Annotated in this window: 25 protein-coding genes; 14 read left to right on the plus strand and 11 right to left on the minus strand. The window is 46.8% G+C overall.

All coding sequences use genetic code 11. The features are described from left to right. The first annotated feature begins 35 nt into the window (after nucleotides 1–35). On the plus strand, nucleotides 36–536 hold the full coding sequence (locus ABIC22_RS04055; protein ID WP_354478489.1) for a DUF5381 family protein: 501 nt from the start codon (nucleotides 36–38) through the stop codon (nucleotides 534–536). A gap of 107 nt (nucleotides 537–643) precedes the next feature. Next, the gene (locus tag ABIC22_RS04060; RefSeq protein ID WP_354478492.1) at nucleotides 644–1,432 is read left to right on the plus strand and encodes an MBL fold metallo-hydrolase; all 789 of its coding nucleotides are present in this window, start codon (nucleotides 644–646) and stop codon (nucleotides 1,430–1,432) included. Nucleotides 1,433–1,498: 66 nt separating this feature from the next. Here ABIC22_RS04060 and arfA read toward each other — a convergent pair whose 3' ends face one another. Then, the gene (gene arfA, locus ABIC22_RS04065) at nucleotides 1,499–3,004 is read right to left on the minus strand and encodes an arabinosylfuranosidase ArfA (protein WP_095288907.1); all 1,506 of its coding nucleotides are present in this window, start codon (nucleotides 3,002–3,004) and stop codon (nucleotides 1,499–1,501) included. A gap of 177 nt (nucleotides 3,005–3,181) precedes the next feature. Between arfA and ABIC22_RS04070 the strand changes: the two genes are divergently transcribed. After that, the gene (locus tag ABIC22_RS04070; RefSeq protein WP_127538059.1) at nucleotides 3,182–4,090 is read left to right on the plus strand and encodes an ArsR/SmtB family transcription factor; all 909 of its coding nucleotides are present in this window, start codon (nucleotides 3,182–3,184) and stop codon (nucleotides 4,088–4,090) included. Between the two features lie 140 nt (nucleotides 4,091–4,230). Here ABIC22_RS04070 and ABIC22_RS04075 read toward each other — a convergent pair whose 3' ends face one another. The 3 genes from ABIC22_RS04075 to ABIC22_RS04085 all read right to left on the minus strand — a co-directional run bounded on the left by ABIC22_RS04075 (nucleotide 4,231) and on the right by ABIC22_RS04085 (nucleotide 8,024). Then, a complete protein-coding gene (locus ABIC22_RS04075) occupies nucleotides 4,231–5,022 on the minus strand; it encodes a C40 family peptidase (protein ID WP_354478496.1) in 792 nt (263 codons plus the stop codon). A 500-nt stretch (nucleotides 5,023–5,522) separates the two neighbouring features. Beyond that, the gene (locus tag ABIC22_RS04080) at nucleotides 5,523–7,259 is read right to left on the minus strand and encodes a methyl-accepting chemotaxis protein (protein ID WP_354478499.1); all 1,737 of its coding nucleotides are present in this window, start codon (nucleotides 7,257–7,259) and stop codon (nucleotides 5,523–5,525) included. A 213-nt stretch (nucleotides 7,260–7,472) separates the two neighbouring features. Then, entirely contained in the window at nucleotides 7,473–8,024 is a 552-nt protein-coding gene (locus ABIC22_RS04085) for an undecaprenyl-diphosphatase (protein ID WP_354478502.1), read from the minus strand. A 181-nt stretch (nucleotides 8,025–8,205) separates the two neighbouring features. Between ABIC22_RS04085 and ABIC22_RS04090 the strand changes: the two genes are divergently transcribed. Both ABIC22_RS04090 and ABIC22_RS04095 read left to right on the plus strand, forming a co-directional pair. Further along, complete coding sequence (locus tag ABIC22_RS04090) at nucleotides 8,206–9,183, plus strand: LCP family protein (protein WP_354478504.1); 978 nt, start codon at nucleotides 8,206–8,208, stop codon at nucleotides 9,181–9,183. 122 nt (nucleotides 9,184–9,305) lie between these two features. Next, nucleotides 9,306–10,562 carry an acyltransferase gene (locus tag ABIC22_RS04095; protein ID WP_354478507.1) on the plus strand — a complete coding sequence of 419 codons (1,257 nt, stop codon included), beginning with the start codon at nucleotides 9,306–9,308 and terminating at the stop codon, nucleotides 10,560–10,562. A 125-nt stretch (nucleotides 10,563–10,687) separates the two neighbouring features. On the opposite strand, the gene ABIC22_RS04100 is transcribed toward ABIC22_RS04095, so the two are convergent. Next, entirely contained in the window at nucleotides 10,688–11,419 is a 732-nt protein-coding gene (locus tag ABIC22_RS04100) for a hypothetical protein (protein ID WP_354478510.1), read from the minus strand. A 225-nt stretch (nucleotides 11,420–11,644) separates the two neighbouring features. On the opposite strand from ABIC22_RS04100, the gene ABIC22_RS04105 reads away from it, so the two are divergent. Together ABIC22_RS04105 and ABIC22_RS04110 are read left to right on the plus strand one after the other, a co-directional pair. Next, nucleotides 11,645–12,604 carry a hypothetical protein gene (locus tag ABIC22_RS04105; protein WP_354478512.1) on the plus strand — a complete coding sequence of 320 codons (960 nt, stop codon included), beginning with the start codon at nucleotides 11,645–11,647 and terminating at the stop codon, nucleotides 12,602–12,604. A 45-nt stretch (nucleotides 12,605–12,649) separates the two neighbouring features. After that, entirely contained in the window at nucleotides 12,650–12,892 is a 243-nt protein-coding gene (locus tag ABIC22_RS04110; RefSeq protein WP_095288899.1) for an NHLP leader peptide family RiPP precursor, read from the plus strand. Nucleotides 12,893–12,973: 81 nt separating this feature from the next. On the opposite strand, the gene ABIC22_RS04115 is transcribed toward ABIC22_RS04110, so the two are convergent. Both ABIC22_RS04115 and ABIC22_RS04120 read right to left on the minus strand, forming a co-directional pair. Further along, nucleotides 12,974–14,875 (minus strand): sensor histidine kinase, encoded by a 1,902-nt coding sequence (locus ABIC22_RS04115; protein ID WP_127538052.1) that lies wholly within the window; start codon nucleotides 14,873–14,875, stop codon nucleotides 12,974–12,976. A gap of 203 nt (nucleotides 14,876–15,078) precedes the next feature. Next, a complete protein-coding gene (locus tag ABIC22_RS04120) occupies nucleotides 15,079–15,360 on the minus strand; it encodes a hypothetical protein (RefSeq protein ID WP_095288897.1) in 282 nt (93 codons plus the stop codon). Nucleotides 15,361–15,504: 144 nt separating this feature from the next. Between ABIC22_RS04120 and ABIC22_RS04125 the strand changes: the two genes are divergently transcribed. The 3 genes from ABIC22_RS04125 (at nucleotide 15,505) to ABIC22_RS04135 (ending at nucleotide 16,414) form a co-directional block, all read left to right on the plus strand. Then, nucleotides 15,505–15,666, plus strand: coding sequence for a hypothetical protein (locus ABIC22_RS04125; protein WP_164764231.1), 162 nt, complete (start codon nucleotides 15,505–15,507; stop codon nucleotides 15,664–15,666). 152 nt (nucleotides 15,667–15,818) lie between these two features. After that, nucleotides 15,819–16,190, plus strand: a complete 372-nt coding sequence (locus ABIC22_RS04130) for a hypothetical protein (RefSeq protein WP_354478517.1) — start codon at nucleotides 15,819–15,821, stop codon at nucleotides 16,188–16,190. A gap of 44 nt (nucleotides 16,191–16,234) precedes the next feature. Further along, nucleotides 16,235–16,414 carry a hypothetical protein gene (locus ABIC22_RS04135; protein WP_127538050.1) on the plus strand — a complete coding sequence of 60 codons (180 nt, stop codon included), beginning with the start codon at nucleotides 16,235–16,237 and terminating at the stop codon, nucleotides 16,412–16,414. A 155-nt stretch (nucleotides 16,415–16,569) separates the two neighbouring features. On the opposite strand, the gene ABIC22_RS04140 is transcribed toward ABIC22_RS04135, so the two are convergent. Next, complete coding sequence (locus ABIC22_RS04140; RefSeq protein WP_127538049.1) at nucleotides 16,570–17,802, minus strand: MFS transporter; 1,233 nt, start codon at nucleotides 17,800–17,802, stop codon at nucleotides 16,570–16,572. A gap of 254 nt (nucleotides 17,803–18,056) precedes the next feature. Between ABIC22_RS04140 and ABIC22_RS04145 the strand changes: the two genes are divergently transcribed. The 3 genes from ABIC22_RS04145 (at nucleotide 18,057) to ABIC22_RS04155 (ending at nucleotide 20,392) form a co-directional block, all read left to right on the plus strand. After that, nucleotides 18,057–18,704, plus strand: coding sequence for a peptidylprolyl isomerase (locus ABIC22_RS04145; protein ID WP_127538048.1), 648 nt, complete (start codon nucleotides 18,057–18,059; stop codon nucleotides 18,702–18,704). 460 nt (nucleotides 18,705–19,164) lie between these two features. Continuing rightward, nucleotides 19,165–19,422, plus strand: a complete 258-nt coding sequence (locus ABIC22_RS04150) for a YqkE family protein (protein WP_110821486.1) — start codon at nucleotides 19,165–19,167, stop codon at nucleotides 19,420–19,422. Nucleotides 19,423–19,597: 175 nt separating this feature from the next. Next, on the plus strand, nucleotides 19,598–20,392 hold the full coding sequence (locus tag ABIC22_RS04155) for an SDR family oxidoreductase (RefSeq protein WP_354478521.1): 795 nt from the start codon (nucleotides 19,598–19,600) through the stop codon (nucleotides 20,390–20,392). Nucleotides 20,393–20,491: 99 nt separating this feature from the next. Here ABIC22_RS04155 and ABIC22_RS04160 read toward each other — a convergent pair whose 3' ends face one another. Further along, nucleotides 20,492–21,253 carry a YwaF family protein gene (locus ABIC22_RS04160; RefSeq protein WP_354478523.1) on the minus strand — a complete coding sequence of 254 codons (762 nt, stop codon included), beginning with the start codon at nucleotides 21,251–21,253 and terminating at the stop codon, nucleotides 20,492–20,494. Between the two features lie 241 nt (nucleotides 21,254–21,494). On the opposite strand from ABIC22_RS04160, the gene ABIC22_RS04165 reads away from it, so the two are divergent. Further along, entirely contained in the window at nucleotides 21,495–22,469 is a 975-nt protein-coding gene (locus ABIC22_RS04165; RefSeq protein WP_354478526.1) for a ring-cleaving dioxygenase, read from the plus strand. Between the two features lie 113 nt (nucleotides 22,470–22,582). Here ABIC22_RS04165 and ABIC22_RS04170 read toward each other — a convergent pair whose 3' ends face one another. Both ABIC22_RS04170 and ABIC22_RS04175 read right to left on the minus strand, forming a co-directional pair. Then, nucleotides 22,583–23,290: a stalk domain-containing protein gene (locus ABIC22_RS04170; RefSeq protein WP_127538044.1), complete on the minus strand. Its 708-nt coding sequence runs from the start codon at nucleotides 23,288–23,290 to the stop codon at nucleotides 22,583–22,585. Nucleotides 23,291–23,537: 247 nt separating this feature from the next. Continuing rightward, nucleotides 23,538–24,380 carry a hypothetical protein gene (locus tag ABIC22_RS04175; protein WP_354478529.1) on the minus strand — a complete coding sequence of 281 codons (843 nt, stop codon included), beginning with the start codon at nucleotides 24,378–24,380 and terminating at the stop codon, nucleotides 23,538–23,540. Between the last annotated feature and the right edge of the window lie 93 nt (nucleotides 24,381–24,473).

Consider the following 24,473-nt stretch of genomic DNA (forward strand, 5'->3'; position numbering starts at 1 on the left):
TTTTTGGAGCAGATGATGATAAGGAGGAGTGGCCTTTGCAGCGCGAAACAGCTGAGTTTGGTGATCAGCATTTAGGCTTTCGCCGGAGTACTGTGCTCTGGAAAAGCGCATTGTGTCTTATATTTTTACTGTTATGTGCAGCTCTACTATGGATTAATTATGTTGAATACGCGGGAAAATGGCAGACATTGCCCTACACGATTGCTGCCATTATTGGCATGTGGATCGTAGGTCCACTGTTTTTCATGTTTTTGTCGGGCTTAACCAGACGATCCACCGTTTTATTCTCTTGGAATGATGAAGCACTCGTTACACAGGGAAGGACCGTTCCTTGGCATAAGATTCGTCATATAGAACTTACATCATCCGGGGCCAGCAGTTGGATGTTATCCTCCGCCCCCATGCTCGCTCTGCATCTGAAGGACGGTAAACGGCTTCACATCCGGACTGGTCATTTACTTACCGCCAAGGAATTGCTCCGAGCCGAGATTCTGCTCCAGTTGAACCTGCGCGAAAAGCAACAACGAGATACTTGAAGCTTACTTCTCCCATTTAGTTTTTAATTATGCGTGTTATTTACCGTGAAAACGGGTTGTATACCATATAGGAGAATATATACCTATCTTGAAGGAGTGCAGCTGCAATGAAAATTCAATTGATTCGTCATGCCACCCTGTGGCTTGAATATGCCGGGATGAATATTCTGGTTGATCCGATGTTGATGGATCCTGAAGAGATGCCTGCCTTTCCCAACACCCCTAATGATCTACGTAATCCGAGAGTTGCCTTGCCAGAAACAGAGACCGATTACACCAATCCGGACTTGGTGATTGTTACTCATACCCACATCGATCACTGGGATGCAGTTGCAGCGGAACGGCTCCGGAAGGATGTGCCTTTGCTGTGTCAGCCTGGTGATGAGAACATATTTATCGAAGCCGGTTTTACGAGCGTTCATCCGGTGGATGAGAAATATGAGTTCCATTCCGTGCGTTTTGCACGAACTTCAGGCCAACATGGCACGGGGGAAATCGCGGAGCGGATGGGCAGGGTGTCCGGTTTTGTGCTTGAGGCTGATGCCGAACCCGTATCGTATATTGCCGGAGACACGATCTGGTGCGAAGAACCGGCCGAGGCCATAGAGCGATATCAACCGGAAGTGATCGTTGTGAACGCGGGGGGTGCCCGTTTTACCCAAGGTGACCCAATCACCATGGACGGATCGGATGTAGCTGCAGTGAAACGACATGCATCGGATGCACATGTCATCGCTGTTCATATGGATGCCATTAACCATTGCATGATGACCCGGTTGGATCTCGCCAGTTATCTGGCTTCCGAACAGCTGGACGGACAAGTTCTCATTCCCCGGGATGGCGAAAGTTTCGTATTTGATTCAAAATCGGAGCTGGGTAAAGACCCGTTAAATTGAACAGTAAAAAAGGATGTTCCCGTCACGTCATGACGGAAACATCCTTTTCTTCACTTACACTTATTTTTATTGAATTTTCAAACGAATCACGTTCCAGGAAGCCTTCGCCAGACTTGCAGTAACCAGCGTGCCCGACACTTCTGCCCCGCCGCGGTTATGTGGAGCCACCCGATTCGGCTGTGCAGCCGTATTCACGGCTTTGAGGTCGTCACTTTCCAGTACGATATGCTCCAGCAGGCTACATTGTCCGAAGCTGCGCAGATCGACTTCAAGCTGAAGAGAATCTTCCAGGTGACGGTTCACGGCAAATACAGTTACTTCACCCTGCTCTTCATTATGCACCGCAATCCCTTCCAGGTACGGTACATCCGTAATTTGTTTCGTATCGTACTTCGCTGATTGAATCAATGGCACAAGTGCTGTTCCACGTCCAAAGACGGAAGCGTGCATAAACGGATAGAAAATGGTCTGTCTCCAGGCAGCACCACCTGTGTCCGTCATGATCGGCGCGATAACGTTGACCAATTGTGCGAGGCAGGCCATCTTCACGCGATCCGCATGCTTAAGCATGCTAATCAGCATACAGCCCACAAGCAGTGCATCTTCATGGTTGTATACATCCTCCAGCTGCGGAGGTGCAATCTGCCACGGATCCAGCTTCCTGTCACTTTCATTGGAATGGTACCACACGTTCCACTCATCGAAAGACAGATACATCGTTTTCTTGCTGCGCTTCTTCGCCTTGATGTAATCACAGGTTGCCATGACGGTCTCAATAAATCGATCCATCTCCAGCGAACGCGCCAGGAAGGTAGGCGTATCATCATCCGCGTTACCATAATACTGATGGAGTGACAAGTATTCCACATGATCATAGGTATGATCCAGCACAGTTGCTTCCCATTCCGGGAACGTTGGCATGCCCAGTGAAGAACTTCCGCAGGCAACCAGCTCAATCGTTGGATCAGTCCATTTCATGACTTTCGCTGCTTCAAGCGCAACCCGTCCATATTCTTCTGCCGTTTTGTGACCGATCTGCCATGGGCCGTCCATCTCGTTACCCAAGCACCAGGTCTTGACCGCATGCGGCTCCTTGTAACCATGCTTGATCCGCAGATCACTATAATATGAACCTTCCGGATGGTTGCTGTACTCCACGATGTTCCGGGCTGCATCTACGCCCCGTGTGCCCAAATTGACGGCCATCATGACTTCGGAATTCGCAAGTTTGGACCAATCCACGAACTCGTTGAAACCGAATTCATTGGTCTCAATGGTTCTCCAAGCCAGCTCAAGTCTGCGTTTACGTTCTGCAACGGGTCCTACGGAGTCTTCCCAATTGTAACCGGATACAAAGTTACCCCCAGGATAGCGTACAATCGGCACCTGCAGCTCCTTGACCATCTCCAGCACATCCGTACGGAATCCCGCTTCGTTCGCAGAGGAATGCCCCGGCTCATAAATACCGCCATATACGGCGCGTCCGAGATGCTCAATGAATGAACCGTATAAACGTTTATCGACTGCACCAATCGTGAAATCCTTGTCTACCGTCATTTTTGCTTTTACCATCGTGAAGTTCAGCTCCTTAAGATTAATAAAAAAATTAATTGATAATCTATGGATCAACGTTCATATTTATATTAAAATCGATTATAACCCTAATTTCAACCTGAATTTTTAAAAAAGTTATTCTTTTCGATGGATTTATGTTTAACTTAATTCTATATCCAATAATGGAGGAACCCCATGATTAGAGCAAATACGGATGCCGAATGGCTGCCCTTATACGAAGCACTTGCCAGTGAAGTGCGCTTGCAGATTATACGACTTGTTGCCGAGAACCCGATGAACGTAAAAGATATTGCCGCCTCACTTGGACTAAGCAGCGCCATCGTAACGATGCACGTTCGCAAGCTGCAGGATGTCGGCATCATTCAATCCAAGATGGTCCGCAAGGACGGCGGTACCCACAAAATGAACAGCCTTGCAATCGACTGGATCGGCATCTCCATGCCGCAGGATACCGGTATGTCGAACAAGGTGCATGAGGTTGCTGTACCCGTCGGGCATTATACCCATTTTGACGTTTATCCCACCTGCGGCCTGGCTACAGTCAATCATGTGATCGGGCAATATGATGACCCGCGATATTTCCTGGACCCCGAGCGGATGCACGCCAATATTCTCTGGTTCGGACGTGGATTTGTGGAATACAAAATTCCAAACTACCTCTTACCGGGACAGCAGATCAACTCGATTGAATTATCGCTGGAGATCGGTTCAGAGGCGCCTTCAGTCAATCCCAACTGGCCCTCCGATATTACCTTTATGCTCAACGGAATACAGGTCGGTGAATGGACTAGCCCAGGTGATTCAGGGAATGGCCGCGGCGTATTCACGCCTGACTGGTGGAGTGAAAGTGTCAATCAGTACGGCATGCTGAAAGTGCTGCGGATCACGCAGGAAGGTACGTTTATTGATGGGCAGCGCGTCTCTGAAGTAACACTCTCGGATATTCCGGTCGAGCGCAATCAATGGACATTGCGATTGTCGGTAGAAGAAGATGCCCAGCATGTAGGAGGTCTTACCTTATACGGTGAGGGATTCGGCAACTATAATCAGGATATACTGTTCCGTCTCTACTACCAGGATTAGAGGCTTGAAAAGAAAAACCAAAAAACCTTCCATCTGCCTGTTCGGCGATGATGGAAGGCCTTTTTTTGCTGTATCCAGTTTTCCGTCACTCAGTTCATTCGAATTCAAAGTGAGCCTGAAACTATCAATAATAACTAGCTTTACAGTGCACTTCCGCCATAGAGGAAGCGATGTTCCCAGTGCTTGCCCGAGATGTCACTGGTCGTTACTCCGCCACCAGCATTGGAATAGGTGTGCAGTATTTTTCCGTCGCCAAGATAGATTCCGACATGCGTAATTCTTGCCGTAGACTTGTTCACCCCAGCATAAGAGGAAGCTTTCGTGCCTTTATACGACATAAAGAACATCAAATCCCCACGCTTGAGTTTTTTCCAATCCGTCTGAACGTTACCTTTGCCTTTTACATAAGTCCCCTGCTGACGTGAATCTGCAGGAAGCTTGACTCCAAGTGCATCAATAAATGCCTGGCGAACAAAGCTGGAGCAGTCGAACGTAGCCGTACTGTTTCTACTCGCTCCGAACTCATAAGGCGTGCCCCAATATTTCATGCCAGCAGCAATAACTTTCTCCACAGCTGCGCTGCCTGTTACAGAAGTGCTGCTGGAACCCGATGTCGTTGTGCTGCCGCTAACGGCTTTGGTGTATTTAGATGAAGAGGATATGTATCCTGTCCGGTTGCTGGAGTCTTTTACTTTATACCATGCGGATCCGGATTTTTGAAGTACGGTAATGGTTTCCCCTTTACCCACCATACGAACAACACTCGCAGAAGATGATGGTGAAGTACGCATGTTAACTCCCCAGATCACTTTCAGTTTGGCATTTTCGGCCGTTGCAGCAGATACCGGTGCCGTTAGTGCTCCTGTCGTCAGACTTCCCATCAGCATCGTTGCTGTTAGACTCGCGGTAATTATTTTACTTTTCCAGTTCATGATGTCGTGTTCCCCCTGATGTTACAGAATTTTAACCTGGCTTCGTTCTCTCCGGGCTTGCCCCATTGTAAACGGGCTGTCCATCGTGATCATCAGACTAAAGTCCTGTATTCCTCTCAGGCCATTTGAGCACTAAGAATCAGGAATGAAACCGCCATCCACATGAAAAACAGCAGGAATATGAAGTGTTTTCTAAAGGTTAAAATATTGTAACTATTTGATACCACTTCGTTTCCAGCTGTTACAGATAGGTTATTTCAACTAAACCAGCATATAGGTCTATATACCCACCGACACAATTGCAAATTCCATAAGTGGTAAACATTACTACGTCTAAAATCAGCAAAAACTGCCGCTTTATTGATTCAAATTCCTAAAAGCTGCTTCAGGAATTCCTTACCTTCTCGAAAAATAGATAGGTCCATATTGCTTTAGAGCAAAAAAAGACGGTTACTCATGACGCAGGTCTGCGCGCATGAAGTAACCGTCTCTGATATTTTCTATACTTTGAATTTGTTGATCTGTTCTTGCAATTCTTCTGCCATTTTGGAGAGAGAACCAGCCGATGACGCAATCTCTTCCATGGAAGCCAGCTGTTCTTCAGTTGCTGCAGATACATTGTGTACCCCGCCTGATGCTTCTTCAGCAATATTCGAGATTTGATCCACATATCGAACCACTTCATCCGTACTTGCTGACATTTCTTCGGATCCGGCAGATACTTCCTGAATTTCACCAGCGACCTTGTTCACTGCTTCTGAGATTTGCTCAAAGGCTTGTCCTGCCGCAGTTACCATCTCTATTCCGGCTTCTGTTTCACTGCTGTTCACTTTTACTGCCTGTACCGCATGGTTCGTGTCATTCTGAATGAGCTGCACCAGGTCCGTAATTTTCTGTGCGGACTCCGATGATTCTTCGGCCAATTTACGAACTTCTCCGGCAACAACGGCGAAACCTCGTCCGTGCTCCCCTGCACGTGCGGCCTCAATCGCAGCATTCAATGCGAGAAGGTTGGTTTGACGGGCGATATTGTTGATGACCTCCGTGATGCTGCCAATCTCTGCAGAACGTTCTCCAAGCCCGGTTACGAGCTCTGTAAGTGAAGCAATGGACGTACGCACCGATCCCATTTGATCCACAGCCTGCTGGATAATCATATTCCCTTCAGCCGATTGATTCGCTGCATCTACAGCCGATACGGATACGCTCTGAGCAAGCTCTGCAATCTGTTCTGAACCAATGGCCATTTCGCTCATCGCCTGGGAAGAACGTTTCACAATATTCACCTGGTCAGATGTGCCCACAGCCAGCTGCTCCACAGTTGCGGATATTTGCTCCGATGCTTGCGTATTTTGCTCGGCACTCGCCAGCAGTTCTTCCGAAGAAGCAGCTACCTGCTCGGAAGTCACGGAAACGGACTGAATCATCGCACGTAAGTTGCCCGTCATGGTATTGAAGGAAGCAGCCAGCGTGCCAAGCTCATCCTTGTTTTTCAGCGTGATCGTTTCACCCGTTAGATCACCGTTTGCAATTAGCATCGCCGATTCGTTCATCTTCTTAATCGGTCTTGAGATGATGCTTGCAATGAAGAAAGCAATAAAGAGTGCGATCAGGAAGGCAATAATCGTGACCACCAAAATAATAATAAAGGCGCTATTTGCTTCGTTCAATGAATCCGCTGTGGCTTGCCCTGCTAATTCATTACTCATCGTAATCAGCTGAGCAATAGTATCATTGGCTGTGAACCACAGCGGGTATGCTTCATTATGCAGCCTGCTGGCTTCAACATAGTTGTTAGCCATGCCCAGCTCGATAAAAGCAGGCATTTTGGCCAAATAGGCATCATAGTTGGTGCTGAACGTATCATACAGTGCCATTGCTTCGTCACTGCCCTTAACAAGGTCAAGCAGCTGTTTGCTCTCATCCTCAATCTTGACTTGCAGCTGCTCCAAAGCCTCATTCATCTTCGCGATTTCACTTTCATCCGTCTCGACAATGACTGCAAGAGCCAGACGTTCCACATCCGAGACGTCGCCATTCATCATGCCCAACAGACTGACGCTCGGCATCCACGTCTGATCGATCTCTTCAGAAGTATTGGACATATCATAGATCTGAATTAAGGCATAGCTGCTTACGAAGGCAAGCAATGCGACTACAATCATAAATCCCGTCAACAATTTCATGCGAATCGTCAACTTCAATTTCCCCAACGCGTTTCCCCGCGTGCTTTTCATATTCCCCACTCCCAACTTGGCCATAAACCAATACGTATGAATAGTATATCGACATCTATCGACATGAATTGTAGATATTCCAAATTTAATTTTCATCAATTTCATGTAACTTCGTCCTAAAAACAAAAAAGCCTCAAGTCTTTGGCACAGCCAAAACTCAAGACTTCAAAGTATATATCCCCCAATCCTTATCCCCACATCATAAGCGCTATTCTAACGGAAAACTCTCCGATGGATATGGATAAAGAAATCAGGAACCGACTTCGTATAGTTACGCGTCGCGATCAGAATGACACTGACCAGACTGCCCAGAACAAATCCGCCAAGGATATCTCCCGGATAATGCACACCTACATATACACGCGATACCCCAGTCAGCACGGCAAGCAGCAGCATCCACCATCCGAAACGACGTCCGATGAAAAATGAAGCGGCAGCAAGGGCAAAGACAAATGAAGCATGCTTGCTTGGAAAAGATGGATCCGGTACATGCGGCACCAGCTGATGTACATTCCCTTCCACAAAGGGTCTTGGATGACCAACGGCTGGAGAAATGCCCCATTTGGCAAGAACAAGAGCCACAATAGATGCTACACATGCATAAAAGACAATACGCTGCTTGGCCGGATTACCCAGGAACCAGACAATAACCAGAAGGGCAATCATAATCCACACGGCATATTCTGCTGAAGTGATCATAAACCAGTCCAGAAGCGGAACCCGGTCCGCAAACTGGTTGATCCAGTTAAAAACAGATTGATTCATAATTGCGTTCATACCTCCATGACATAAAACGTGATTCGTTTTTACACTATAATACCCACCAACGATTTGTCAAACAATGCACCCGCTGACCGAATATTCGAAATCAAAGGGGACATTTTCCTTACTTTTTGTTAAAATAGTCTGGGTTACATATCAGTTCAACAATAGAAAGGTGAAGATTATGCTTAAAAAATGGTTATGGGGGACAACCCTAACCCTGGCACTTACCGTAACAGGTGTCCTCGTATATTACGGATATTCCATTGTACATTTTGCCAATAGCATCTCAACCGCTTCAGGTACTTCCTCATCGTCTACATCCAATCCTCAGACAGACCTTGGTACGGACACTACAACAACACCAATTCCCAAGTGGGAAGGCAAGGAACGCGTAAACATCCTGCTTCTCGGGGGTGACTCCAGAGGTGATGATGCAGGGCGCTCCGATTCGGTCATGGTGGCCTCCATTGATCCGGTGTCCAAACGGGCTCATTTATTCTCTGTTCTGCGAGATACATATGTGGAAATACCCGGACATGGCAAAAGCCGGCTTAACGCAGCATTTTCCTACGGGGGCGCTGAATTGACCAAACAAACGGTAAGCAATCTGCTCGGCATTCCGATTCAGCATTACGTATACACGGACTTCATCGGCTTTATGGCTCTTGTCGATGCCGTAGACGGCATTGATATTGATGTGGAAAAAGACATGTACTACACCAGTAAAGCTGACAAACATATGTATGACATTGATCTCAAAAAAGGACTTCAGCATATGGACGGGAAAACGGCTCTCCAATATGTTCGTTTTCGGCATGATGCCACATCGGACTTTACGCGCACCGAACGGCAGCGAATCTTCATGACCGAGCTTGCCAAGAAGCTGCAAAGCACTACCTCCCTCTTCAAAATTCCGGAGATCCTGGAGGCGGTTGCCCCTTATATCGAAACAGACCTCAGCCCTACGCAGATGCTGAAACTGGCCTCGCTCGGGTTTGATATTAATGTCAATGAAGTGGACAAACAGCAGATTCCACCTAATAAATTGTTAACCAACGAGCTTGCAGGTTCTGCCCAGGTTCTGGGCGTGGACAAAAATAAACTTCAGGCATTCATTCAAAATCTGTTCGAGGAAGATGCTCAGGCAGAGCAACGATAAATAGAAAAGCGGCGGCCTTTTGGGCCGTCTTATTTTTTATCCTTTTTTCACCATTTAATCTCCTCTTAATGTTGAGATAGTACCCTTTAATGATGTTGTGTATTGGAAGGAGGCGGGCCATCTTGGGTAAACCGCGTATAGAAGAGTGGACGCAGCTGCGCGGGATCGCGTTTCTCGCCATCGTCATGCAGCATAATATTGCGGAATATATCTATCGTTCAGATATTGAACAGCCGGATTCCGTCATGCTGACCATGATCTATCATCTCACCCGGTTCGGAACGCCGACCTTTGTCTTTTTGTCCGGTGTGATGCTTTTTTATCATCATCGTCAGGTCAAGCCGGAATACCGTCCATTTATCCGAAAACGATTTGGGGATATTTATGTCCCTTTTGTCCTTTGGACACTGATCTACTGGCTGTCTGTTCGCATTTTCACACCTGCATTTTGGCTCTCGGGCACGCCTGATATACGCAGCTTGATCCGCGAGCTTTTCATCCCTCAGACTGGATACCATCTCTGGTTTGTCATCATGATTTTTCAGTTTTATGTGTTATTTCCCTTGTTCCGGCTCTTGGTTCAATTCGTGAACAGCAAGCTTACCAAAATCACCAGAATATCGCGCATGCATTCCGTTCTATTGCTTGTTCTGCTTGCAGCGGGAATGTATAGCTTGCTGATGAAGTGGTCCTATTACGACATGGCCAGCTGGACAGCGGCACTTGCGAAGCCCTGGTCAACATTGCTGGAGTATCGTTCCTACTCCTGGGTGATGTACTGGTTCTATTTTTTACTTGGGGCAGTTTGCGCTTGGGCTGTAGACACTTGGAGAAACTGGACCATTCGTGCACTCCCATGGATGATCAGTCTTTTCATTGGCATGTACCTCTGGCTTGGTTACGATGTGCTTAGAGGGTCTGGGGATATCGTTAATCTTAATATATCGACATATCTGAAGCCGACAACGTTCATTATTATTATGGCGCAGATGTTCATGTTATATGGATTCCTTGTCCTATTACGAGGCAAAACAACGAAGTTTCTGGGCGCGCTCACCTGGATCGGCCGTTATTCGTTCGGGGGATATCTTGTGCATGCTCTGATTATCTATGCGATCGCCTACTTCACCAGACCACTCCAGCTTGGCGGCTGGCATCTGCCGGTAACCTTGCTGTCATTTCTGGTGACAACTGCCACAGCGCTGGCCATTAGCTATGGACTATCCCGGTTACCAGGTTCCCGGTATACGGTTGGTTTACAGCGTAAGCGGAGCCGGAACTCGTCTGTTCAAAGCTCCGATCCTGTAGAGCCTCGGCTTAAAGCCGGATCAGTTACACCGCTGAGTGCAAGTGCAGGCCATTCTTCCGAAACAAGATAGAAGAGCTGATCGCATAACATAGTCTAGTAAAAGTAAAACTCAGTCAACCTCGTTATACACCTATATTGACGAGAAACAGGGCGCCTGTCTTCCGAAGAAGACCAGGCGCCCTGCATATACATACATTAATCTGACTCGGTCGAAGCCGGGTGCCCCGGTGCATGCTCCCGTGGAATAGAATGTGCCCCGCCCTTATGGTTCACGAGCCGCTGCAAATCCCCCGTTAATTGCTCCTTCAGCTTGTCAATAAGCTGTGTTTCACTAATTCCATGTGCTTTAGCAACTTCAGCAAGAGACTTTCCACTTTTCAACTGCTCATGAAGCTGTTCCGGCGTAATGCCGATAAATTGGGCAATCGCCTTGTGGTTCAAGGAAGCATGTTTTCTACCATGACCTGCAAACTCCTTACGCAACTCTCTGAGGGGAGTATTGATCACCTTTTTCAACTTTTCATCCATGCCAGCCTTGGCTGCCGAGACCTGCTCCTTGGTTAGGCAGCCTTCTGCAGCAGCTTGATCCAGACGTTTCACAAGGGATGGTTTGAGCTTCTGTAACAGCTGCTCTTCGCTTAGACCTTTGCGCTCCTTGGCAATCTGGCTCAATGTCTTGCCTAGCTCCATCTGCTCCTTCAGATCTCGGAGTCCAATGCCGAGCAGATCGGCTGTTTCACCAATCATAAATAATCCATGGCTTGCCTGCATACATGGTTGTTTGTCAAGCTGGGAAGCTGCCGGAGTTGTCATTGCGGTGCTGTCAGGCTTTTCTGCCGCACTGGCTGAGGCAGCATTTCCCGTTGCTGCTAATATGAGCATGGCTGCCAAACTGCTTACAAGCCATGTTTTCCATAGGTGCTTCATATTTATTTTCCGCCTTTCGTATGTCGAAATACTGTGGTCTACACCTAGTTTGAGCCTAATCCCCCCGTTTTTATCCCATAAAAATACAAAAAGTCATCAAATATTTCACAATTCATCACAAAAGATCCTATTTTTTTCAATTCATATCCGCTATACTGGGTATAACTCCATGATCTAGTCGAATAGTCCTTAATTATTTTATTGCGGGAAGGGCGTAAACAAACGATGCGGAGAGAATGGCTTGATCCGTTTAGATCCGATTTGGAGGTGGTGTTCGCTGCTGCCGAGCAGCTGGTTCAGAACTATCCTGAATCCCTGTCAGAACATGCACTGAAACAACTTCATTTGATTAATCCCCTGTTACGCGATTCAGGTCACAGCTATATTGGCTACATTATTCCGCTCTGGATGCAGATTTCAGACGGACTCCCCCCACAGACTGCACACAAGTTAAGCACGGCCTGTCTGATTCATATGTTGTATTTTCTCAATCAGGATGAAGTGATGGATGAACGTCCTGACGACAGCACCTTGAAGTTATCCTTGGGTAATTTATACTACATGGATGCTTTACGTATCTACTCGGATTTATTTAGCCCGTCTTCACTGTTTTGGACGTATTTCAGACAATATGTAACGGACTGGGCTGTTAGTGTTAACGGCGAGAAGTCGCTGGATTACTTCAAAGAAAACCCGCTTTTGATCACCCAAAAGGCTGCTCCCCTTCAACTTGGAGCTGCAGGTGCTCTTCTTTTACTTGAACAAAAAGACCGAATTGTTGCTGTATGTTCTGCTGTTAACATTGCACTCATGACCCTCCAGATGACAGACGATTTCAATGACATGGATCAAGATGCTGCGCAGGGAAATTATAATAGTTTCCTTTCTCATATTTCTTCTGCTCTACAACTAACTTATCCTGAACAGCCGCTAAGCGAGCGTATCCGGGATAATATGTACAGCACATCAATCATGAACTCTTATGTAGACATTGCTTACCGATATCATGACATATTGGCATCTTCTAACTCAGGAATTCCGCACCTTTTGTCCTTTAATACGCATTTATGCCAAACACTTGTACAAGCTGTCGAGGCAATCAAGCAGCACAAAAAAATGCTTCATCAAGGCGGGTTTCATTACTGGATCAGTGAACATGCCTTAAACCCACAGGGAAAGACATGAAACTGTGACAGTTCATATTCTATATTAAGAAGGGATTGTTGAACGATGATGGTATCTGAGAGAACAATGCATGAGGATATTATTGAAAAGGCATGGACCGATGAACATTTCAGACAGCAGCTGCATTCCAATCCAAAACAGGCACTTCGCGATGCATTCGGTATTGATATTCCGGACAACGTCAAGATCCGTACAGTAGAAGAACAGCAGAACGATTATGTTCTTGTCATTCCGCCCAATCCCTCCAAAGTGAATTATGACGTGAATTGCGGACCTTGGAGAACCTAAACACCCAACTTAACGGCTCTGGGCCAACATTACAGGTAAAGGGGTAGAGAACCAAAAAGCTGTCTATCTTCTGCCAGTCCGTCAATCGACGAACTCGGCAAAAGATACGACAGCTTCCGTTCCTACCCCTTTTGTGCTTGTAAATGAGATCTCGCCATGCATCGCTTCCACAATTCGGAAGGTTACCATCATGCCAAGCCCTGTTCCCTTGATCTTGTTGGAGAAGTAGGGTTCACCCAGGCGGACCAAAGCTTCCTCATCCATGCCTTCCCCATTATCCCTCACGTGAACTTTAATCATTCCATCCTGGGCATAGGCCCATATATCAATCTGGCCTTGACCTTGCAAAGCTTCAATACTGTTTTTAATAATATTAATAAAGGCCTGTTTGAACTTGGAAGAGTTGCCTCGAATCCAGAGATCTGGCGGGATATCGGTCGTTATTTTGCCGCCCTCCAGATTGGCCATCGGCACCAGAATCCCTTCTATATGCGTAAACTCATCAGCAATATTCAGAGAAGCAATATGATCGAACTCCGGTTTGGCAAACGTCAGAAAGTCCGTAATGATCCCTGATGCTCGGTCAAGCTCCTCAAGGGCAATTCGCACATACCCCTTGTTTTTGTTGTCTTCCTGTTCGGTCATCAGCTGTAGGAATCCTCTGGTCACCTGTAGAGGATTGCGAACTTCATGTGCAACTGAAGCGGCCAGTTCACTAATAATCTCCATCTTCTCGGATCGCTGCAATTCATTGTTGAACAGCTCCAGTTCCTTGGAGTACTCAATGACCTGTCTATGCTTCTCCGCAAAACGACTGCCCAGAATGGCAATAAGCGCTATGATAAAAGCAACCATCGACCACTTCCACCATATGAGATGATACGTGCCATTCCGCTGGTAGTACCATAACAACTCAGCTACACTGATAAGCGCAAACGTACTGTATCCTGCAGCCAGCAGTATTGCTTCCTTGTTTCTCCTTAGTGCCTGGGATATGGTGCCTATCATCAGTAATGTCAGCAGGATTACCAAAATGACGCCGATTGCCTTTTGAACCAGAAATACATAAAGTACGTCCCATTGACCGCTCGAGATGAAATACACGAGCAGTGCAATGATTGCAATACCTGAATACACGAGCTGGAATTTTCTTAACTTCGTGAAGATCCCATAAGGCCCCGCCCCAATAATCTGTTCGAAAAAATAACATAGTGCAGGCATTCCCGCCAGCATCGCCATATCGAACAATATGGAGTACAGATCGCCGTAAATCTGGTAGAACGTATACAGAAATTGTGAATACGTAATGATCATCGTTCCGATGGAACCCATGACAACACATAGCGAGATCCATAATCCCTTATGGAATTTGCCAAAGAAGAATGTGCAGCTGAGCATGGTCATAGCTGTAAACAGAAAGGTTGCCCCTAAGATGACATCCAACAAGCCATTATGAATATATCTCTCTTGCAGATTGGTGTATCTGCCTACCTCCACCGTCCCGAAGATTCCGAGTCGGCCGTTGGTATTTTCAGTCCATATATACAGCTGCTCACCTGAATTTTCGATAGATAGGGGCAGCAGTGCCGCATTGTTGTCATAGTTATAATGATAGTTCTCATACACCTTGCGATCCTTAAGATAGATCACAATATGTTGACCTTTAATATTTTCAAAACGAATGGCAGAATTATCCTCACTCAGTTGCGGAATGGTCAAGCGAGTCCATAGTGACTCCGTAGAAGGATTTACCGTAGTGTAATCCGGCTTCTCCAACCCTTGCCGCTCCCAGACTTCATCAGGTCTTCCCACTTCGCTGATAAACCCCTGATCGTGTTCATTTCCCCATTTTACTTCCCATGTCGTAATGGGGACAGGACTGTTATCTTCCTGTACACCTGCCGCGCCTACTCCCTGCGGCCAATACATGATGAATAACAGGCTGATCCATAGGACGATGATAGCTTTGGGCACATTTTTCATTCACAGCACCTCAAAGTTCATATTTTGAGCATTTAGCAATATTCGAATGATGCAAAATGCTGCATCTATCCCCTAACTCTATCATTTATGATTCGCCATGATTTAACGTGTCACCTTCTAATGGCAAACGAAAAAAATCACATTTTAGTCCAACTATATATTTATTTCCATTTTATAACGAGGGAATCCAGTTTTCCTTTGTCTTACCCGCGCAAATCTTCGAACTGGTTCTCAATCATTTCCCGTTCCGTTCGTTCATAGGCATTCCGAAACTTCAGCCACTGCTCCGTTTCCTCATCCTCATAAATCGTCCATATATCCGAAAAAAGAAAATCACGCAACTGGACAACTTGTCCGGCCCATATGCCACCGACCCAGAACAAACCGTCCGGTCTGCGAATGACTGTACGCGAAAAGCCGGGTGTAGATGCCTTTTGTCCAATTCGGATTCGAGTGATCATATTGCCAAGTGTAAACCATTCCAACTGGAATCCCTCCCTATTTCATCATGCTCCATCATAACATAGGCCTTGCTCGAAAGCTGTACCAGCTGCTCTGCGATTCAATTCGCTTCTAGGGGTGTAATGGTTCCTCAAAGCAACCATTCACCTATTAAGGAGATGATTTAAATGAACGAGCCACACAAAACGGTAGAAGTAGAACGGAAAGATATTCAGCAAAAATCGGATTCCAGCATGGTCGCCTCCACTTTTATTAAATATGCGGCTTATGTACTCATTTTTTTCGGCTTCCTGTACTTTCTCGTCAAATATGTATTCCCTAAATTTTAATCATTCATATTCGGGTCAACCCAGGGAATGCTAACACGTGCAGGATTACATCGTTTAGGGTTTGGGTAACTACGGGGTAAGAACCTTAGAAAATATCAGCACAATAATACATGCAGTCAATCACATTTAATTCCTGAAAGGAGCTGCTACTTATGACAGACAGACCGATTAGTAATGACGAAAGCGACCGTTATTATGACCGATATCAGAGGTTCCGCGATATTCCGCCCGAAACGGAAGTACCCGCGGGCGATATGGATACATTTGACGAAGTGTCCGGAAGACGGATTGAAACCGATGAGACGGATCTGCCTCCTGTAGCTGCAACGACAGTAGAGGATGAGGAGCTCGAATCACGTTTGGCAGAGCCTGCACTGGAATCTGTACCTGATGCCGATCTGCTGCAGCCGAATAGCCCGGTCGACCCGGCTGCACCTGATCCGGACGCCCTTCATGGTACTGATCTTCTCAATGGCGCGGGAGCGGGTGCCAAACCGCAGGACGACATTCTTCCACGAGGTTAAGATCGGCAAACTCCCTTGCGTCGTGAATAAGGAGGTGCAGCATAATGAAGGATGACCACCATAAGCATGTTGAGACGCCGGATAATTTGGTAACCGAACGGGACATCGACCCTGATTTCGGGCTATTTACGGAAGATTCATTTCCGGATGCTCTGGAAAAAGAGGATCAGCTTGATGCTGTTGAACATGCCATTCCGAAGGAGAAATCCGATTCTGAAGAATGATACACCTTTTCTATGAAATGAATCAGGCTGAACAATTGGGAAATCTCTCATGAAGAGGTTTCCCTTTTTAAATGTATATTACTTGCCCACATATATAGTCATATCAAAAAGATGGCTGCTGTATTGCTACAGCGCCATCTCTCCTTAAGATCCATCTATCGATCTGCTGTTACCGCTTTCTTCGATGCTGATTTTCCTGAACCCGGAAGCTTATGCTCCAAGCCAGACCATTTGGCTACAATCGCTGTGATTAACAGCGCCAGTCCATTGATGATAAAAATCCAGCGAATAGGCAGCCATCCACCAAGTATACCACCAATGATGGGACCTGCCATCGTACCGATCTGGGACGCCGACTGATTCAGGCTAAAGGCCCTTCCTCGGAAGCCCGGGTCCGTCGCCTGCACAATCATGGCATTGATGGCCGGGAACACAGCCGCGAAGAACAACCCGTATACAAACCGCAAAACACCAAAACCGATATAACCTGTCGTGAAAAACTGCAGCAGATTCCCCACTGCACCACCGACGAGTCCAATAATCAACACTTTGCCGTAACCGATGCGCTGACCAATCTTCCCCCATCTCGGTGCCATAATGACGGTAGCTATACCTACCGCTGAGAAAATAATACCTGAGCTGAGTGATGCCCGGTCCGGCTGAATACCCATCTCCATGACATAGACCGTGAGCAGCGGCTCAAGAATCATGACGGAAAAGGTACAAATGCCCATCATGCCGAGCACAGTAATAAACAGACGATTCGCTCTGGCTTCACGAATATCATCCATGACATGGGAACGCGGCTTATTGCGATTGAAATTCTCCTCTTTTACCCAGAAGGTCGCGATTACCGCTGAGACGAGCACCACAATGGCTGAAAATAAAAAAGCATTCCGGTTACCATAGTAGTGGCTTACCACACCGCCAATCAGCGGACCAATGATGCCGCCCGTAGCTCCGGCGGTGGACATGATACCGAGTGCGTATCCGGTCTTCGCTTCCGGGGTATTCGTACCTACAAGGGCAATCGCAGCCGGAACGAAACCAGCCAGCAATCCCTGAAACAGCCGGACTACGATGAGTGAATATGGGTCCTGTACAAAGTAGTTGATTAAATACAAAACCGCAAGGCTGTATCCCGACCGGATCAGCATCGGCTTGCGTCCGTATTTGTCTGCCAGGGAACCCCAGAACGGAGACACCAGGGCACTGGCCAGAAACGTGATACCAAAGGCCAGCCCTGACCAAAACTCCAGGTGATCACGAACACCGAGATCGCCGCTCAGAAACAAGGGCAAAAACGGGATGGAGATTGAATATGCGGTGCTGCAAAAAAATACACCAATCCACAAAATCACCAGATTACGCTTCCACGAGAAGTTCATATACCCACACGTCCTTTCCGTTACTGACGCGGGACTGCCGTGGTTTGGAGCGGACGGAACAGACCCGTACGTCCCTGCTGCGGAAGCATTTTCCTTATTTTACACCTATGCTCCCATGAAGACCATCCCTGTCACCTGCAAAAGCAAAGCTTGGATTGCCTTCCTGTCCCAAAAAACGGTATGATAGTTGATGGATTATCCCAAAATAATTCCGTTGAAATACATTAAGCAGAGATGCAAGGGGGAACATTCTCATGTCTTTACGATGGAAAAAAACAACTGCTGCATCGCTGATCATGGCGCTGCTGCTTATTGTTATTAGCGGCTGTGGACGCCCTTCGAGCAGCGCTACGGAACCCGTTCCGGCTCCGCCTGAAGGTCAAAATCCGGTAGCCACGATTGAAATGCAGGACGGGCAAAAAATCGTGATCGAACTCTATCCGGACATTGCGCCCAACACGGTATACAATTTCATCTCGCTGGCCAATCAGGGCTTCTATGATGGCTTGATATTCCACCGCGTTGTTCCGGGCTTCATGATTCAAGGTGGAGATCCGAATGGTAACGGGACAGGCGGCCCCGGATATGCCATTAAGGGTGAATTCACATCCAACGGCCACAAAAATAATCTGAAGCACACACGTGGGGTTATCTCCATGGCGCGGGAATCCGGAAAACTCGATTCAGCTGGTTCCCAATTTTTCATCATGGCAGCAGACGATGAGAATTTAGATGCTCAATATGCCTCTTTTGGCAAAGTCACAGAAGGTATGGATGTGGTGGATAGCATCGTTAATCAGCCTACTGAAGGAGTAAAACCGGTTACCGATCAAGTTATGAAAAAGGTGACCGTGGACACGCATGGACTGGAATATCCTGAACCTGTTAAAATGCCTGAGTAATAAGCCTTCAGGTACATTCCAAACAAACAAAAGCTCTGTCTTGCGATAAATAGCAAGGCAGAGCTTTATTTAATGATAGCGTTTACATATGAGGTTTTAAAAAAAGCCTCTACGCATGTATATATGCAGCAGCTCTGCAACCCGCTGATCTCACAACATCCACCCCAACAAACGGAACCAGCCAATAATCGCAATCCATAGCGGGCAGCTGAAGGCAATCCCCCATGCAAGCCCTTTCAACATGCTGCGGTCAACTTCCACGAACAACGACTCCTTTCTCCAGGGAATAGTCGCAGTATCGGTAATACTATATGATTTTATACCCGTTTTCATTCGTCACGGAACAGCTGATTTCCTTCTTTTCTTGACTCGTTTCATGGAATGCATACCGGGAACCTGATATACTATGACTACGGATCGAAACAGGGAACCTGATTTACGTTGGAGAGGAGAATTTTCCATGGCAAAATCCAAAAAACAACCTGCTGCCCCCAAAGCAGCTCAGGATAAACCAACGACGCTGAAGGATCTGCTCAGCAGCGACGTGCTGGAGAAGCTGAAAGCTCAAGCTGATGAAGCCAAGGCTGCCGAAGCCCAGCGCAAGGAAGAGGAACGCCAGCAGGCAGAAGAAGCTCGCAAAGCGGAACAGAAGCGACGGGATAATGACTTCGAGTATTTATTGAATAACAGCTCGCTGGACTGGAAGAAACATAAATAACATTTCAGCAAGCGATTCGCATATTTGACGTCATTTCAGATTTAGATGCGGGACCGATTATCGGTCCTGTTTTTTTGGGTTGGACAAGTATGGAGGAATCTGATTCACCTCCCTTGTGCCGGGTATGTAGAGATAGAGAGTAACACTGAAATTTTATGGACGTGGAGGGATCAGGATGAGTGAACAGCGTTTGAAAGGAAAAGTGGCGATTGTGACCGGTGGTGGTTCTGGTATTGGGCAGGCTACCGCGATTCGTTTTGCAGAGCATGGAGCCAAAGTCTACATGCTGGACCGGACGCCAGAGAAAGCGGAAGAAACGAAGCAGACCATTGAGAAGGCCGGCGGCGAAGCTTATGTGATCGAATGCGATATCTCCAAACCGGACCATGTGCAAAAAGCCATTAATCAGGCTGCGGCTGAAGCCGGCAAACTGGATATTGTATTCGCCAATGCCGGGATCAACGGCACAATGGCTCCGATTGAAACGATGGAACCGGAAGACTGGGACCAAACGATGGAGATTAATATGCGCGGCACGTTTGCAACCGTCAAATACGCCATCCCCCATCTGAAAGACCGTGGAGGCAGCATCATCATCACCAGTTCGATTAACGGTAACCGGGTATTCTCAGGTATCGGATTCTCTGCATACGCTTCCAGCAAAGCCGGGCAAACCGCTTTTACGAAGATGGCTGCACTCGAACTGGCCCGTTACAAGATTCGTGTCAACGCCGTATGTCCTGGTGCCATCGACACCAATATCGATGACAACACCTATCCTTCAGATGATCTGAAGGATGTACAGATCCCCGTGGAATTCCCGGAAGGCCATGAACATCCGCTCAAGGGTGAACCTGGTACTTCAGAACAGGTAGCCAACCTGGTGCTTTTCCTGGCTTCCGACGAATCTTCCCATGTCACGGGTACACGAATCTACTTGGATGGTGCAGAATCCCTCCTTCGGGGATAAGTTATCCGCCCCATCGTATTGAGTTCTATAAATTAAACATCCCGCATGTCTCCTGAGCTTCAGGATACTGCGGGATTTTCATTGTTCTCCTTTTGCCAATCACACTGCGGAACTTCTCTCCTTCTTCACCCGGTTCTTCACTCGCTCCGGAATGGCGAAGAACAGCACGTACATGAGCGAAAACAATACGGCTGCCAGCACTTCTTCCCCCACAATGTATAACGGGTACGGTCCCAGAAGATCCAGTACGGATGCCGTCTCCGGTTTATGACGAAGAAACATATAGTTGGCTTCCAAAAGCACATCCATTCCATATACAATCAGCGCTGCCACATTAACAAAAACCATCGAACCCACGACCGATCTCCAGCTTGGACGAAGCTGTTCTACCCAGGTCATATAGAGCAAGGCAAGTATAATACAGGCATGAGCCGTAAAAAATTGAATAAAACGAAAATGTGGAACGGTATAACCCAGGTTTGGAGTTACGATTGCCATCAGCGCACCTGCAATCCCTGCAAATAATAACGCCGAATGCAGCATACGACTGCGTGTTAACAGCAGCACGGCCGACAACAACAGGGACAGGCTGCACAGCTCCAGCGGAAGCGATGTCCTCACACTCCACACCCCGCCGTAGACATACCAGATCTGAAGCAGCACTTCACAACCTATCATAAAGATGGCTAAGGCAATCCGCAGCACCCGCCGTGTACGTTCTGGCCAGGCTCTCAACTGATTTCTAAACAGGTACAGCAAGATAATCACTATCGCTGTGCAGGCCATTGCCCATAGGTGCGGATTCGAAAACATGATAAAAGGCCGTTCATCATAAGGGTCAAGCCACTGGGGATATCCCATGTTCTTCTCCTTCCCATCACAAACAGTGATACCTTGAAATGTAATATTTTTCATTTTGGCATTAATCGAAGCGAAAGTCTATCCGTTGAATGTTTGCAGATATGTATTGCGTTCTAATTATCTTTATGTTAAGATAAATTCAGAACAAAACAAACAAAAAGTTAGCCACTTAATAAAAGTTAAATAACACTTTACACATAATCAAGAATACCCCATCCCAATTACTCAGGAGGAATTAACAATGCAAATCAAAGGACTTCACCACGTATCCGCACTGACCGCACATGCCGCTGAAAACTATCGCTTTTATACCGATGTCATGGGCCTTCGCCTAATCAAAAAAACAGTAAACCAGGATGACGTTTCCGTGTACCACCTTTTCTATGGAGATGAAAAAGGCAATCCCGGCACGGAGCTAACCTTCTTCGAAATTCCGATGGCTGGACAGACGCGTGAAGGCGTGAACAGCATCTCTGCTACTTCGCTGCGCGTTCCGAGTGATGCTGCTCTCCAGTATTGGATCAAACGTTTTGACGAATACGAAGTACCTCATGGTGAAATTACGAATCGTGGTGGCCGTGCAACACTCTCATTTACTGATTTTGAGAACCAGCGTCTGATCTTGGTGTCTGACGAGAACAACACAGGTGTTCCGGGGGGCAAACCATGGGATCAGAGCCCGATACCGGCTGAATACGGTATTGTCGGTCTTGGTCCTGTACACCTCACCGTTCAGGATGCCTCGTTGACGGCAGCTGTTCTCACGGAGCTGCTTGGATTCCGTCAAAAAGGAACCTACCCTGCTTTTGTTGCAGGACAACCGGATGTACTTGTATTCGAATCCGGTGAAGGAGGCAGTGGTTCCGAGGTCCATGTCGAGGAGCGTAATGACTTGCCGATCGAGAGACCAGGACGTGGCAGCGTACACCATGTTGCCTTCCGGGTGGATAATGAGGAAGAATTGAAACAATGGGTCGACCGGGTTCGCAACTTCAGCTCTCCTAATTCCGGCTTCGTCGATCGCTTTTACTTCCGGTCCCTGTACTTCCGTGAAGCGAATGGCATTCTATTCGAGCTTGCAACCGACGGTCCTGGTTTCGATACGGATGAAGAGCTGGCTCATCTTGGGGAGTCCCTGGCACTGCCACCATTCCTTGAAGGTCGCCGTGCAGAGATTGAAGCAAATCTCAAACCGCTCGATACTGTAATTCGGTAATGTCGTTTGATCAACATGATTCGCACTGAATAAACGTAAAAACGATTATCACAATGTGTGCTATGGATTTGATCCAGCAACATCATCGTTGATAATCGTTTTTTACGTCTATTTTATTTAACCAAATACGATGTTGTAAGAGGCACAAACAGCGATGAACCTGGATCTTCTGAAACAATCTCAACAAAAACAGCTTCTGTGCCTGATACATCCACGTCCAAGCTTACCAAACCGCTTCCCGGCGATATACTCAGCTTTTTGAGCACCGTATTGTCCTGGTTGATTACCTGTATCTCCTGATTACCAACAAGAGCGGCCAATTCCAGGTGCAGGGAAGAATACTTTTTGCCCGTCATGATCTGGAAGTCGTCCCCTTGCTTAACGGAATCGGTATGCAGATATACATCTTTGTAATCCTTGCCTTTGTAAGTAGTCTCCGCAGGATCTTTGGTATGCCATGCAGTAGATCCCAATACAGTTGTTCCAAGTGTACTTAGTGTTACTTTATCGTTTGTTACTGGCCCGGTTTCATTTTTTCCACCAATCAGGACGGATGAAGTTGCACTGTCATAAGTGATCTCTGTCCCAAGCAATGATCCCACCGCACGCACAGGCAAATATGTCGTTCCGTTGTAAGTAATCGGCAATACCGTTTTGCCATTGGCATCTTTGGCTGTTACCGTTGTTCCATTTAATTTCAGAGATATCTTGCTGTTCAAATACGCTTTAATCGGTTCCAGCCCCGTTGCTGCAAGTGCCCCAGTGCCGATGCCCAGTGTTAATGTACCCACCATTAAACCCAACACAACCTTCTTCCTCATGAATGATCCCTCCTGAAAGGATGAAATAGATAAGTTCCATCCTTTATACATTTAAACGACTAAAGTGCTTGTGTCAACCATTTCATGGTAAAATCCTGAAATGAAATTCGATTTTGGATAACACAAAGCGAGGCTAAAGGTGCATCATTTTTTCAGCCTCACCCGTTTCCCTCCGGCATTCAGACCTTAGGGACCTATTTTTTTGCCATGCTTCTCAGCTATTCTGCGCTTCTCTGATTACTTCCGTTCAATCAAAAGATTCATAGTACTCATCTTCATACTCTTCTGTGCTGTATTCCAATTCCACAGCTTGCCACTCGCCATCTTTATAGTCATAGGCAAAGTTAAGATCACCGTCATACAAGCCCATACCGTATGCACCGGATGCCGACACAACCAACTTGCCATTCTCCACACTGTAATATACAACACCGCCGAACTTGAGCTCACCGTTATACACGCCCTCGCTCGTCTCCTCCTCCATCAGAGAGGGCTCTGCATGAACACCATCAACGGTAACATTGATCGTCACCTGCCCCGGTGCAACACTGACTTTCGAATGTACATGCTGCTTCACAATGTCATCCAGTGATTGCATCTTCATCTCTTCCAGCGTATCTGGATCGATAATATGCGCCTCACCCAGATAGATGCCTGTTCCATGACCAGCTGTAAACAACACAACAATCTCCTTCTTGCCATCTCCATTCAAATCCAGTTCGTGCACTTCGGGTTTGTAGGACCCGCCTTCTCCTTGCCATTTGCTGAATTCTTGTGTTTTGCCGTTCACTTCCAGCACCATTCCGTTATATATATATCCTGAACCCTCCAATTTCATGGGGTACAGTCTTACGTTCTCATTTTCGGGAGCAACTGAGATGTCTTCCTCCTTGACGGAGGTTGCTTCTTTCGTTGTAAAAGCTGTTTCATTCATTGTTTCTATATTGGAAGCCACGACCCCTGAAGTCTGGCTGGATTGATCATCTATGTTAAGCTGTTTTTGTTCATTGGAGGTTCTGGCAGCTGAAGTTGTACTAATCGTAACAACAGCCAAAACGATCATCAGCAGGATACCTGTCCAAGTTTTCAATATTCTGGGCTCCTTCTTTTAAAAATGGAATACTACAACTATTATATCGTCATTTATCGCCCAGTCGTTGCGAATTTGTTAATGTTTCATAAA

The sequence above is a fragment of the Paenibacillus sp. PvP094 genome (assembly GCF_040546835.1).
In the GTDB taxonomy this organism is placed as follows: domain Bacteria; phylum Bacillota; class Bacilli; order Paenibacillales; family Paenibacillaceae; genus Paenibacillus; species Paenibacillus illinoisensis.